Origin of the sequence: Streptomyces sp. NPDC018029, assembly GCF_044327655.1 — a bacterium.
GTDB lineage: Bacteria > Actinomycetota > Actinomycetes > Streptomycetales > Streptomycetaceae > Streptomyces.
This window is the reverse complement of record NZ_JBIRFV010000002.1, coordinates 606,239-617,729: the sequence shown is the minus strand read 5'-3', so window position 1 is coordinate 617,729 and position 11,491 is coordinate 606,239. Positions and strand designations below refer to the sequence as shown.

The window sequence follows — 11,491 nt, the reverse complement described above, 5'->3', positions numbered from 1 at the left end:
GTGTCACGGGCGCACCTCGCGGTCGCGCAGGCCGCCCGGGTCCACCACGTCACGGATCAGCCGCAGCTCCTCGGCGGTCGGCTCGCGGGTGTACGGGACGTCGTCGTCCGGCACGGCCAGGGTGAACCCGGTGGCTTCGCGCACCTCCTCCAGCGTCACACCTGGATGCAGGGACACCAGGCGCATCCTGTGATCCGGGGTGTCGAAGTCGAAGACGCCGAGGTCGGAGACGACCCGGCGCAGCTCGTGGAAGCGGGTCGCGGAGGGCCCGGCGGCGGCCGCGCTGTCGTACCCCACCCCGCTGATCATGTCGACCTTCTCGACGAACACCCGGGACGAGTGCCGCGGGATCCAGTAACTCACCGGGTTGTTGAGCGTGTTGACCGGCGCGCCGCGCACGCCCAGGAGCTGCCGTTTCGGGCGCTCCCAGGCGCCGATGCACGAGATGTTCTGGTTGCCGAAGCGGTCGAGCTGGCTCGCGCCCATCATCACGTGCCGCCGGCCGCCCATCACCATGGTCAGGTGCCTGCGGTACGGCAGCCAGCCCTCGGCCACCGCCGACGCGGAGCCGACGGCCGGGACGTCGCCGATGAGCAGGGCCTCGCCGTCCGTGAGCAGCAGGTCGGGGGAGAAGGTCAGCTTGGCGAGGCGGGCCGCGACCGCAGGGACCGTGCCCATGGGGGAGGCGAGGATCTCGCCGTCGTCCCGCCAGGCCTCGGCGCAGGCGATCACGCAGTACTCGGCGCGGGTGGCGGTGTGCCCGGGCGCCTCCGGCGTGCCCGGTCGGGGCCGTGTCATCGCTGCTCCTTGTGCCAGGTCTGGACGGCCAGTTGGTAGTCCCGCTCGGTTCCGGTGAGGAAGCGGCCGCGGAAGGCCTGCCAGGCCTCGGGGTCGGCCGCCGCGGTGGCGTACGCCTTCTGGAAGGGCTCGTCGCGGCCGTAATCGGGGACGCAGGACGTGAAGTGCGCGCCCTGGGGTGTCTCGGTCACGCCCGTCACCGAGTGGCGGGAGACCAGCATCGTCTGGGGCGCGGCGTGCGCGGTGAGCTCGGCGGAGTCGACGATCCGCTCGCACGAGACGTACGCGGTGTCGGAGGCCTCGCAGAACAAGTCGTCGAAATAGGGGTCGGGGCCGAGGTACTGGCCGTTGCCGAAGCGGTCGGCGCGGTTCATGTGGACCAGGGCCGCGTCCATCCGCAGGGCGGGCACGGCGACGAGTTCCTCCCCGTCCTCGTAAGGCGAAGTGACGGTCCGCAGGTGGGGGTTGACCCGCAGGACGTCCGAGCCGAGCCCGGCGCGGATCGGCAGGAACGGCAGCCGCTGGGCGCCCGCGGTGAGGCCCTGCATGAACATCGCCTCGTCCAGCTCGGAGAGTTCGAAGGCGGCACGCTCGCGTGCCGCGCGGAAGTGCGGCTCCAGGGGGATCGAGTCGAGTGTCGTGAAGGCCGTGACGAGCTTGCGGATGCGGCCGGCCGCGGCGAGCAGGCCGATGTCCGGGCCGCCGTACGACACGACGGTCAGGTCCGTGACGTCGGACCGCAGCAGTGCGCGGACCAGCGCCATCGGCTTGCGGCGCGAGCCCCAGCCGCCGATGCCGAGCGTCATGCCGCTGGCCAGCCGCCCCACGACCTCCTCGGGCGTCATCCTCTTGTCGGTCCTGCTGTCGGCCCTTTTGCCGGTCCTGCTGTCGGTCCTGTCGGTCTCGTCGCTCATGACTCGCCCTCTTCTCGCGTCCCGAACTCCTCACGGATGCGGTCGGCCAGGCCGCTGAGGTTCGCCTCGAAGGTGAAGCCCTGCTCGAAGCGGTAGCTGCGGTGCACGTCCACGGGGTCGATTCCGTTGATCGCGGCCTTGGCGAGGCGCAGCAGCGTGCCGTCCTTGCGGGCGATCTCCCGCGCCAACTCCAGGGCGGCGTCGCGCAATTCCGCGCGCGGCACGACCTGCCACACGGAGCCGTGCGCGTGCAGCTCGGCGGCCGTCGCGGTCCGTGAGGTGTAGTACAGGGCGCGCATCAGGTGCTGCGGGACGAGGCGGGCCAGATGGGTGGCCGCGCCGAGCGCGCCCCGGTCCAGCTCGGGCAGGCCGAAGGTGGCGTCCTCGCTCGCCACGATCGCGTCCGCGTTCCCCACGAGGCCTATGCCGCCGCCCAGGCAGAAGCCGTGCACGGCCGCGACGACGGGCACCTCGCACTCGTACACCGCGGAGAACGCCTCATAGCAGCCGCGGTTGGCGCCGATCAGCGCGGTGTGGCCGGGGTCGCGCTGCATCTCCTTGATGTCCACGCCCGCGTTGAACCCCCGGCCCTCGGCGGTCAGGACGACGCAGCGGGTCTCGGGGTCGCGGCCGGCGGCGCGCACGGCGTCCGCCAGGTCGTACCAACCGCGTACCGGCAGGGCGTTGACGGGTGGGTGGTCGACGGTGACGACGGTGACGCCCTTGTCCGGGGCGGAGGTGGAGACAGACATCAGACGATCCGCTACCTTTCAACCCACACGCCTCAACCAAACATTTGTTAGTTGGAAAGGTAGCAGCGATGACTGACACCCGACAGGTGGTCGTCGTGACCGGCGGCACCCGCGGCGTCGGTGCCGGAATCGCCCGCAGCTTCCTCGCCGCCGGCGCCCGGGTCGTCATCTGTGCCCGCAGGCCGCCGGACGAGCCCGTCGAAGCGGCGGGCGCCGCCGCCGAGTTCAGGCCCCTCGACCTGCGCGACCCGGCGGCGGCCACCGCCTTCTTCGCGGAGGTCGCCGCGGTCCACGGGGCGGTGGACGCCCTGGTGAACAACGCGGGCGGCACACCGTTCGGACTGCTCTTCGAGACCGCACCGGCCCGCCAGGCCAAGATCGTCGAGCTGAATCTCCTCGCTCCCTTGTACGCCTCGCTCGCCGCGTACGAAGTGATGCGCGGTCAGGAGACCGGCGGCAGCATCACGATGATCGGCAGCGTCAGCGGGACCCGGCCCTCGCCCGGCAGCGGTGCGTACGGCGCCGCGAAGGCGGGCCTGGAGAACCTCGCGGGGACCATGGCCGTCGAGTGGGCCCCGGCCGTCCGCGTCAACACGGTCGTCCTCGGCCTCGCCCGCACCGAGAGCGCCGCCCTGCACTACGGAGACGACGAGGGCGTCGCCCGGGTCGCCCGCACCGTCCCGCTGGGCCGCCTCGCCGACCCCTCCGACGTGGGCGACGCCTGCGTCTTCCTGGCCTCCGACCGCGCCAGGTACATCAGCGGAGCCGCGCTCCGGCTGCACGGCGGAGGCGAACGGCCCGCGTTCCTGGACGCGGCGTCCGTCAACCACTGAACGCGCGCGCCCGTCAACCGACCGCACAAAGCGAGGAGTTCCGCCATGACGTCAACTGCCAAGCCCGACGGGATCTGCGAAGGCCGCGTCGTGATCGTCACGGGTGCGGGTCGCGGCCTCGGCAGGGCGCACGCGCGCGCGTACGCGGCCGAGGGCGCCCGGGTCGTCGTCAACGACCTCGGCGTGGGGCCCGACGGTTCCGGGGCTTCCGGCGGGCCCGCCCACGACGTCGTCGAGGAGATCCGCGCGGCGGGCGGGGAGGCCGTCGCGCACGGCGGCGACATCGCCACGTCCGAGGGCGCCGCCTCGCTGGTGCGGACCGCCCTCGACGCGTACGGGCGCCTCGACACCCTCGTCAACAACGCGGGCTTCCTACGGGACCGGATGCTGGTCAACCTCGAGGAGGACGACTGGGACGCCGTAATGCGCGTACATCTCAAGGGGCACTTCCTCCCGCTGAAGCATGCGGGCGCCCACTGGCGCGCCGAGGCGAAAGCCGGCCGCACCCCGCACGCGTGCGTGGTCAACACCAGCTCCGGAGCGGGTCTTTCGGGCAGCGTCGGACAGGGCAACTACAGCGCCGCGAAGGCGGGCATCCTCGGCCTCACCCTGGTCGCCGCCGCCGAACTGGCCTCCTACGGAGTGCGCGTGAACGCCATCGCACCTGCCGCCCGGACCCGCATGACCGAGCAGACCTTCGCCGAGACGATGGCCGCCCCCGAGGACGGCGGCTTCGACACGATGGCCCCGGAGAACGTGTCCCCTCTCGTCGTCTGGCTCGGCTCACCCGCCTCCGCCGGGGTCACCGGCCGAGTCTTCGAGACCGAGGCGGGCCGCATCACCGTCATGGCGGGCTGGCACCCCGGCCCCACCGCCGACAAAGGCGCCCGCTGGACCCCGACGGAGGCGGGCGAGACGGCATTGAAGCTGCTCGGGGCCGCGAGGCCACCCCGCCCGGTGTACGGGTCCCGCTGATCCCACACCCCCCGACCCCACGGAGCCACCCTCCGTCGGACTTCGCGTTGGCGGACGCGGTGGCGCTTCGCGGGGGGGCGAAGGGGGATCCGGTGCAGTCGTGGTGCGGGGCCCAGGGGCGTCGGTCGGCGCGCGTCACCCTTCGTCGCGTCCTAGGCCCCGGCTTCCTCGGCGAGTACCCGTTCGGCGACCGCGAACGCCGCGTTGGCTGCGGGAACTCCGCAGTACACCGCCGTCTGCAGCAGGACCGCGCCGATCTCCTCGGGCGTCAGGCCGATTCCGCGGGCGGCGCGCACGTGCATCGCGAGTTCGTCGAGGTGGCCGTGGGCGACCAGCGCGGTCATGGTGATCATGCTGCGCTCGCGGCGTGCGAGCGTGGGATCGGTCCAGATCTCGCCCCACGCGTAACGGGAGATGAAGTCCTGGAAGCGCGCCGTGAAAGGTGTCGTGCGCGCCTGCGCGCGGTCCACGTGCGCGTCGCCGAGCACGGCGCGCCGTACCGCCGTGCCGTTCGCCGGCGGGCCCGTGAAGTGGGCGCGCAGGGCCGCCGCCACGGCGTCGGGGCGCTCCGCCGGGGCCAGGTGGGAGGCGTTCGCGAGCTCCGTCAGGGAGGCGCCGGGGACGGCGTCGGCGATCTCTCGCGCGTGGGCGGGCGGAGTCGCCGGGTCCGCGCGCCCGGCGACGACCAGCGTGGGCGCGACGATCGACGCCAGCGCGTCCCGCATGTCGTACGCGGCCAGGGCGTCGCAGCACGCCGCGTACGCACCCGGGTCGGCGGCCCTGAGGTCCGCCACGAGGGCGGGCACCGTGAACCCCGGCGTGAACCAGCGCTCAGGCGCCGACTCCGCGATCCCGGCAAGCCCCTCGCGGCGCGCCAGCGCGGCCCGCTCCCGCCACGGTGCCGCGCCGCCGAAGTGCGCCGACGAGCAGATCACGGCGAGGCCGGTCACCCGGTCGGGGTGCCGGGCCGCGAGCTGGAGCCCCACGGCGCCGCCGAGCGAGACCCCGGCGTACGCGAAGCGGTCGATGCCGAGCGAGTCGGCGAGCGCGAGGACGAGCCCGGCGAGGTCGGCGACCGTCGCGCCGGGGCCGATCAGGTCCGCGGGCGACCTGCCGTGGCCCGGCAGGTCCCAGCGCACGACCCGGTGGGTGGTGGAGAGTTCGGGTGCGACGGCGTCCCACAGGGCGGTGGAGGTGCCGAGGGACGGGCCGAGGAGGAGCGGCGGCGCGGTCGCCGCCCCTTCGACGGTGTGGTGCGGCAGAGGCAGCTTGCGCCTGCCGCGCGGTTCGTCGGTCAACGTCGCTCCAAGTCACGGTCGGTGAGGTCGCCGGGTGGTTTGTCGGTCAACGTCGCTCCTGGGAGCGGTCGGTGCGATTACCGCGCGGTTTGCCGGTCAACGTCGTCCCAGGGCGCGGTCCGTGAGGTCACCGGCGAAACCGGTGTAGCGGGTGGGGTCGGTGAGCTCGGCGAGGTCGGTGAGGTCGATGTCGTCGAGGGCGGGGTCGTCGGCGAGGGCCTCCGCGAGCGTCCGGCCCTCGGCGCGGGCGCGCCGGGCTGCCCCGGCCAGCAGTTCCTTCGCGCGGGCCGCGCCGAGCGACGGCGTGAGCTCGATCGCCAGCCGCTCGGAGACGATCAGCCCGCCGGTGAGGCCGAGATGTGCACGCATCGCCTCCGGGTGCACCCGCAGCCCCTCGGCGAGCTCTGCCGCGTCCCGTGCCGCACCCCCGGCCAGCCGCAACAGGTCGCGCAGGGTCTCCCACTCGGCGTGCCAGGCCCCCGCGGGCCGCTCGTCCTCGGCCGCCAGCGAGCCGTACAGGGTCGCGGCGAGGCCGGGCGCGCGCCGCGCGGCGGCGGCGATCAGCGTGGCGCGTACGGGGTTGCTCTTGTGCGGCATGGCGGACGAGCCGCCGCCCGCGCCCTCGGAAACCTCCGCGATCTCGGTACGGGAGAGGGTGAGGACGTCGGCCGCCACCTTGCCGAGGGCGCCCGCGGTGAAGGCGAGGGCGGAGGCGAGATCGGCGACGGGTGTGCGAAGACTGTGCCAGGGCAACAGTGGCGCCGACAGCCCCAGTTCGTCGGCGAACGCCGCCACGACAGTCTCCGGGGCCGGGACCGGAGTCTCCGGTACCGGAACCGGCGACGCCCCCGAGGCCCTGCCCGCCCGAGCCATGTACGCCCGGAACGACGCCAGCGTGCCCGCCGCGCCGCCCAGCTGGGCCGGCAGGCTGCCGCGCACGGCCTCGGCCCGGTCCCGGGCATCGAGGGTGAGGGAGCGCCAACCCGCCGCCTTCAGGCCGAAGGTCGTCGGCACCGCGTGCTGGGTGAGGGTGCGGGCCGGCATCGCCGTGTCGCGGTGTTCGGCGGCGAGGCGGGCCAGTGCCTGTTCCGTGCGGGACAGGGCCGCGAGGATCAGGTCCAGCGTTCGCGCGGAGAGCAGCATCAGGGCCGTGTCCAGGATGTCCTGGCTCGTCGCGCCCCGGTGGACATAGGGCGCCGCGTCCGCGGGCACCGCCGCCGTCAGGGCCGCCACCAGCGGGATCACCGGGTTTCCGCCGTCCCGCGCGCGCAGAGCGAGGTCCCGCACGTCGAATCGGCCGACGTCCGCGGCCGCCTCCGTGACCGCTGCCGCCGCCTCCGTGGGCGCGAGGCCCACAGCCGCCTGCGCGCGGGTCAGGGCCGCCTCCGCGGCCAGCAGCGCTTCCAGGAAGGAGAGGTCGGAGGTCGCGTCGGCGGCGGGGGAGCCCGCCCACCCCGGAGAGAACAGTCCGGTCACGGGGACACCTCCGGTGCTTCCGGGACGTCCGGGACTTCCGGTGCTTCCAGGACTTCCGCTGATTCCAGGACTTCCGAGGCTTCCGGGGCCTCCGAGGCTTCCGACTCCTCGGGGCACGCCGGGAACTCCAGGAAAACCGTTTCACTGGACCCCTGGAGGCGGATGTCGAACCGGTACGTGCGCGGGGCCTCGCCCCGGGCGACCAGCGTGGCCCGGCGCTCGGCCGCGAGGGAGCCGAGCAGCGCGTCACCGGGCTCGTCCACCAGGTACGCGCGCGTGTACAGGTGGTGCAGCAGACCGCGCGCGAAGACGGCGAGCGAGATGTACGAGACGCCGCCCGGCGGCAGCGTCCGCACGGCCCAGTGGCCGTCGGCATCGGTCGGCACCCGGCCGAACCCGGTGAACGCGACACCGTCACGCCCGACGACCCGCCCCGTCACGGGGTCGTGCCGCAGCGATCCCGGCACGCCCGCGCGCGAGCCGTCCGGCCCGGGCTGCCAGGTCTCTATCAGGGCGTCGGGCACGGGCTGCCCCGCGCCGTCGAGCACGTACCCGTGCAGGGTGATCGTCTCCGTGTCGCCGGAGGGCGCCACGTCGCCGCCACCGGGGAACGGCAGCGCGTATCCGTAGAACGGGCCCACGGTCTGGGAGGGGGTGGGTGCGTGCATCAGTGGTCGTCCTCCTCCTCGAAGAGCGTCGCGGACGGGCCGTCCAGGACGATGTCCCAGCGGTGGCCCAGGGACCACTCGGGGACGGAAAGGCCGTGGTCGTACGCGCAGACGAGGCGCTGCCGCGCCGACTCGTCGGTCACCGAGCTCAGCACCGGGTCGTACGGCAGGAGCGGGTCGCCGGGGAAGTACATCTGCGTTACCAGGCGCTGGGTGAACGCCGTGCCGAAGAGCGAGAAGTGGAGGTGCGCAGGACGCCAGGCGTTGGTGTGGTTGCGCCACGGATAGGCGCCCGGCTTGACGGTCGTGAAGGAGTACCTGCCGTCGTCATCGGTCAGACAGCGGCCGAAACCCGTGAAGTTCGGGTCGAGGGGCGCGGGGTGCCGGTCCAGTTGGTGGGCGTACCGGCCCGACGCGTTGGCCTGCCACAGCTCGACCAGCTGGCCGCGCACGGGCCGCCCCCGGCGGTCGAGGACCCGGCCGGTCACGGTGATGCGCTCGCCCAGCGGCTCGCCCGCGTGCTGCCGCGTCAGATCGCTGTCCAGCGCGGAGACGTCGGTGACGCCGAACGCGGGGCCGCTCAGCTCCACGGCCTCCGGGTCGCGCAGCGGGATCAACGGCTGTTTGGGGTGCCGCAGATGGGTGCTGCGGTACGGTGGGTAGTCGCGGGGCGGATGGTGCGCCCCGGGCGGCGCGGCCAGCTGTGCGCGTGTGACCTCGGCGTCCATCGCGTCCTGGCTGAGCCCGTCCGGCAGAGGTTCGGTGGTGAGGGTCATGTGGTGTGGCTCCCTGCGCGAAGGCCGTCCGGGACGTGGATCTTCGCCGCGGTCTTCGAGGCGATCTCGTCGGCGGTGACGCCGGGCGCCGTCTCGACCAGTTCGAGACCGTGTGCGGTCACTTCCAGTACGCCGAGGTCGGTGATGATCCGGTCGACGCAGCGCTTGCCGGTGAGCGGCAGCGCGCACTCCTCGAGGATCTTCGGTGAGCCGTCCTTGGCGGTGTGCGTCATGACGACGACGACCGTCCGGGCGCCGTGCACGAGGTCCATGGCCCCGCCGATGCCCGTGATCAGCTTTCCGGGGATCGCCCAGTTGGCGAGGTCCCCGCGCGCGGAGACCTGCATCGCGCCCAGCACGGCCACGTCGATGTGACCGCCGCGGATCATCCCGAAGGAGAGCGCCGAGTCGAAGAAGGAGGCGCCGGGCAGCACTGTGACGGTCTCCTTGCCCGCGTTGATCAGATCGGGGTCGACCTCCGCCTCGGTGGGATAGGGGCCCACTCCGAGGATGCCGTTCTCCGACTCCAGGACGACTTCGACGCCGGGCGGAAGGTGGTTGGGGATCAGCGTGGGCAGTCCGATGCCGAGGTTCACGTACTGGCCGTCCCGGAGCTCGCGCGCGGCGCGGGCGGCCATCTCCTCACGGGTCCATGCCATCAGCCGGCCACCGTCCGCTTCTCGATCCGCTTGTCCGCCGCCTGCTCCGGGGTGAGCGCCACCACCCGCTGCACGAAGATCCCCGGCAGATGCACCGCGTCCGGTTCGATCCCGCCCGGCTCCACCAGCTCCTCGACCTCCGCGACGGTCACGCGTCCGGCCATCGCAGCGAGCGGGTTGAAGTTGCGGGCCGACCTGCTGAAGACGAGGTTGCCGTGCCGGTCGCCCTTCGCCGCGCGGACCAGCGCGAAGTCGGTCCGGATGCCGTGTTCGAGGACATGGGCGGTGCCGTCGAACTCCCGTACCTCCTTGGCCGGGGACGCGAGCGCGACCCCGCCCTCGCCGTCGTAGCGCCAGGGGAGCCCGCCCTCGGCGACCTGCGTGCCCACTCCGGCCGGGGTGTAGAACGCGGGGATGCCCGCGCCGCCCGCCCGCAGCCGCTCGGCGAGCGTGCCCTGCGGGATCATCTCGACCTCCAGTTCGCCGCCCAGGTACTGCCGGGCGAACTCCTTGTTGGCGCCTATGTAGGACCCGGTCACCCGGGCGATGCGGCCCGCCGCCAGGAGCACCGCGAGGCCCGAGTCCATGGCGCCGCAGTTGTTGGACACGACCCGCAGGCCGGAGACCCCGGACGCGTGCAGCGCGCGTATCAGCTCGGCGGGCACGCCGCTCAGCCCGAAGCCGCCGACCGCGAGCGACGCCCCGTCCGGGACGTCCGCCACGGCGTCGGCAGCCGTGGCCACCACCTTGTCCATCCGCGCGGCCCCTCTCTTCCATTCGAATTAATCAGGGCACTGACTATTTCGGCGAGGATAGGGGGACTCGAACTGCCGCACAAGAGCTGGACTGTTCGGAGCGCAAGGCGAGTATTGTTCAGTGCACCGACGAAATGCGCCGGGAGAGTCGAAGCGACACGGAGGACCCCATGGCCGCGGTGGACCTTGCCACCCACCCCGGGCACCTGGCCCGGCGGCTGCAGCAGGCGCACCACCTGCTGTGGAACACGATGGTGTCCGAGGAGATCACCTCACCGCAGTTCGCCGTGCTCAACGCACTCGTCGCCGAACCAGGCCTCGATCAGCGCACCGTGGGGGAGCGGGTGGGCCTCGACCGGTCCACGATCGCCGAGGTCGTCGCCCGGCTGATCCGCCGCGAGCTGCTCGACAAGGTGCGCGACCCGCAGGACGCCCGCCGCTACCTGCTGCGCCTCACCGACGAGGGCCTGCGCACGCACAGTGCACTGACCGTGCGGACGGCCCGGATGAACCAGGTCCTGCTCGCCCCGCTCTCCGCCGACGAGCGGTCCGTCTTCCTGGACCTGATCCAGCGCGTCGCGGACGCGGCGGAGGACCTGCGCGCCCCGGCCCCGCTCACGCCTTCGCGTACACCACCCACACCTGCCCCTTCGCGAACGGCAGCCGCTCGCCCTCGGCCGTCGTGAACTCCGTGCCGGCCCCGGCCGTCGGACGCTTCCACCGCGCCTCGTAGGCGCGCCCGTCCCGCAGCACGCTCGCGGAGCCCTCGCCGACCGTCTCGGTGAAGGGCGAGACGCTGCCCGAGCGGTCGTGGAAGCGGGACGGCCGTACCTTCACGTACTGCACGACGACCGTCGAGGGGCTCAGCTCCTTGCCGTCGGACGTCCGCGCCCGCTCCCCGTCCATCGCGACGCGCCAGCGCCCCTCGTACTCCACCCAGTCGAAGGTGAAGCGCGCCGCGGGGAAGGCGACCGTCCGCCGCGTCTGCGGAGTGCCGCCCCGCGGGCGCGGCCCGAACCGGAACCCCGCGTCGGCCAGGGCGTCCGCGCGCGGGTCGGCCTTCAGGGCTTTCGGGCGTACGAAGAGGTTGTGCGGCGCGGGCTTCGCGCCGCCCCGGTAGTACGCGCCGTCGGGTGCCTTGCCCGGCGACAGTGCCCGCACGGGCGCGCCGGCGATCAGCGGCTGGAGCTTGGACTGCGCTCCGGAGTACGCGAGCACGGGCCGGTCGAACTGCCGCAGGAGTTCGAGATCCGTCTCGCGCGCGCTGCGCACGGGGCCGACGGCGGGCGGCAGCCGCGACGCGTACACCGCCATCAGCCGGGTGAGTCCCGCCTCCACCTGCTCGACGTACACGACGTCCGCGGCGTCGAGACCGGTCTGCGGACGCGCAGGGCGTACGTTGTCGACCTTCACGGCGAGCACGCTGCCGCCGCCACCGCCCGCCCCGGGGGCCTTCCCGTCCGCCCCCTCGATCGTGCAACCGGACACCAGGGCGGCGAGTGCGATCGCCACCGCCGCCCCGGCCCTGCTCCGTGTCCGTGCCCGCGTCCCTGCCCGCGTCCGCCGTGTCATGCGGGAGTCCTACCC

12 protein-coding genes and 1 pseudogene are annotated in these 11,491 nt (G+C 73.4%); 3 read left to right on the top strand and 10 right to left on the bottom strand.

Annotation, left to right across the window (positions count from 1 at the left end; translation table 11 throughout):
• Window positions 1-3: 3 nt before the first annotated feature.
• Genes ACH4D5_RS06920 through ACH4D5_RS06910 form a run of 3 tightly spaced genes read right to left on the bottom strand, consistent with a single transcriptional unit; the run spans window position 4 to window position 2,464 of the window.
• On the bottom strand, window positions 4-798 hold the full coding sequence (locus ACH4D5_RS06920; RefSeq protein WP_398299378.1) for a CoA-transferase subunit beta: 795 nt from the start codon (window positions 796-798) through the stop codon (window positions 4-6).
• Complete coding sequence (locus ACH4D5_RS06915) at window positions 795-1,712, bottom strand: CoA transferase subunit A (RefSeq protein WP_398299376.1); 918 nt, start codon at window positions 1,710-1,712, stop codon at window positions 795-797. The genes ACH4D5_RS06920 and ACH4D5_RS06915 overlap by 4 nt, the downstream gene beginning before the upstream one ends.
• A complete protein-coding gene (locus tag ACH4D5_RS06910; RefSeq protein WP_398299374.1) occupies window positions 1,709-2,464 on the bottom strand; it encodes an enoyl-CoA hydratase family protein in 756 nt (251 codons plus the stop codon). The genes ACH4D5_RS06915 and ACH4D5_RS06910 overlap by 4 nt, the downstream gene beginning before the upstream one ends.
• Before the next feature lie 68 nt (window positions 2,465-2,532).
• On the opposite strand from ACH4D5_RS06910, the gene ACH4D5_RS06905 reads away from it, so the two are divergent.
• Window positions 2,533-3,297: an SDR family oxidoreductase gene (locus tag ACH4D5_RS06905; RefSeq protein ID WP_398299372.1), complete on the top strand. Its 765-nt coding sequence runs from the start codon at window positions 2,533-2,535 to the stop codon at window positions 3,295-3,297.
• A gap of 45 nt (window positions 3,298-3,342) precedes the next feature.
• Window positions 3,343-4,272 carry an SDR family oxidoreductase gene (locus tag ACH4D5_RS06900; RefSeq protein ID WP_398299370.1) on the top strand — a complete coding sequence of 310 codons (930 nt, stop codon included), beginning with the start codon at window positions 3,343-3,345 and terminating at the stop codon, window positions 4,270-4,272.
• Window positions 4,273-4,424: 152 nt separating this feature from the next.
• On the opposite strand, the gene pcaD is transcribed toward ACH4D5_RS06900, so the two are convergent.
• The 6 genes and pseudogenes from pcaD to ACH4D5_RS06870 all read right to left on the bottom strand — a co-directional run bounded on the left by pcaD (window position 4,425) and on the right by ACH4D5_RS06870 (window position 9,904).
• Window positions 4,425-5,570, bottom strand: a complete 1,146-nt coding sequence (gene pcaD, locus ACH4D5_RS06895; protein WP_398299368.1) for a 3-oxoadipate enol-lactonase — start codon at window positions 5,568-5,570, stop codon at window positions 4,425-4,427.
• Between the two features lie 96 nt (window positions 5,571-5,666).
• Window positions 5,667-7,046 carry a 3-carboxy-cis,cis-muconate cycloisomerase gene (pcaB, locus tag ACH4D5_RS06890; RefSeq protein WP_398299366.1) on the bottom strand — a complete coding sequence of 460 codons (1,380 nt, stop codon included), beginning with the start codon at window positions 7,044-7,046 and terminating at the stop codon, window positions 5,667-5,669.
• 119 nt (window positions 7,047-7,165) lie between these two features.
• Window positions 7,166-7,714: pseudogene (pcaG, locus tag ACH4D5_RS06885) on the bottom strand (protocatechuate 3,4-dioxygenase subunit alpha); the annotation flags it as partial.
• Window positions 7,714-8,442 (bottom strand): protocatechuate 3,4-dioxygenase subunit beta, encoded by a 729-nt coding sequence (gene pcaH / locus ACH4D5_RS06880; protein WP_398299983.1) that lies wholly within the window; start codon window positions 8,440-8,442, stop codon window positions 7,714-7,716. The gene pcaH and the pseudogene pcaG, both read right to left, overlap by 1 nt.
• Window positions 8,443-8,486: 44 nt before the next feature.
• Complete coding sequence (locus tag ACH4D5_RS06875; RefSeq protein WP_398299364.1) at window positions 8,487-9,149, bottom strand: CoA transferase subunit B; 663 nt, start codon at window positions 9,147-9,149, stop codon at window positions 8,487-8,489.
• Entirely contained in the window at window positions 9,149-9,904 is a 756-nt protein-coding gene (locus tag ACH4D5_RS06870; protein WP_398299362.1) for a CoA transferase subunit A, read from the bottom strand. Before ACH4D5_RS06870 ends, ACH4D5_RS06875 begins: the two co-directional genes overlap by 1 nt.
• Window positions 9,905-10,074: 170 nt before the next feature.
• Between ACH4D5_RS06870 and ACH4D5_RS06865 the strand changes: the two genes are divergently transcribed.
• Window positions 10,075-10,590 carry a MarR family winged helix-turn-helix transcriptional regulator gene (locus ACH4D5_RS06865; protein WP_398299360.1) on the top strand — a complete coding sequence of 172 codons (516 nt, stop codon included), beginning with the start codon at window positions 10,075-10,077 and terminating at the stop codon, window positions 10,588-10,590.
• On the opposite strand, the gene ACH4D5_RS06860 is transcribed toward ACH4D5_RS06865, so the two are convergent.
• On the bottom strand, window positions 10,520-11,476 hold the full coding sequence (locus ACH4D5_RS06860) for a DUF3048 domain-containing protein (RefSeq protein ID WP_398299358.1): 957 nt from the start codon (window positions 11,474-11,476) through the stop codon (window positions 10,520-10,522). The genes ACH4D5_RS06865 and ACH4D5_RS06860 overlap by 71 nt on opposite strands.
• Between the last annotated feature and the right edge of the window lie 15 nt (window positions 11,477-11,491).

Bases quoted from the DNA above. Each gene is read 5' to 3' on its own strand.
- ACH4D5_RS06910 (WP_398299374.1), bottom strand. From the start codon at position 2,464: ATGTCTGTCTCCACCTCCGCCCCGGACAAGGGCGTCACCGTCGTCACC.
- ACH4D5_RS06870 (WP_398299362.1), bottom strand. From the start codon at position 9,904: ATGGACAAGGTGGTGGCCACGGCTGCCGACGCCGTGGCGGACGTCCCG.
- ACH4D5_RS06900 (WP_398299370.1), top strand. From the start codon at position 3,343: ATGACGTCAACTGCCAAGCCCGACGGGATCTGCGAAGGCCGCGTCGTG.
- ACH4D5_RS06860 (WP_398299358.1), bottom strand. From the start codon at position 11,476: ATGACACGGCGGACGCGGGCAGGGACGCGGGCACGGACACGGAGCAGG.
- ACH4D5_RS06920 (WP_398299378.1), bottom strand. From the start codon at position 798: ATGACACGGCCCCGACCGGGCACGCCGGAGGCGCCCGGGCACACCGCC.
- ACH4D5_RS06875 (WP_398299364.1), bottom strand. From the start codon at position 9,149: ATGGCATGGACCCGTGAGGAGATGGCCGCCCGCGCCGCGCGCGAGCTC.
- pcaH (WP_398299983.1), bottom strand. From the start codon at position 8,442: ATGGACGCCGAGGTCACACGCGCACAGCTGGCCGCGCCGCCCGGGGCG.
- ACH4D5_RS06865 (WP_398299360.1), top strand. From the start codon at position 10,075: ATGGCCGCGGTGGACCTTGCCACCCACCCCGGGCACCTGGCCCGGCGG.
- ACH4D5_RS06905 (WP_398299372.1), top strand. From the start codon at position 2,533: ATGACTGACACCCGACAGGTGGTCGTCGTGACCGGCGGCACCCGCGGC.
- ACH4D5_RS06915 (WP_398299376.1), bottom strand. From the start codon at position 1,712: ATGAGCGACGAGACCGACAGGACCGACAGCAGGACCGGCAAAAGGGCC.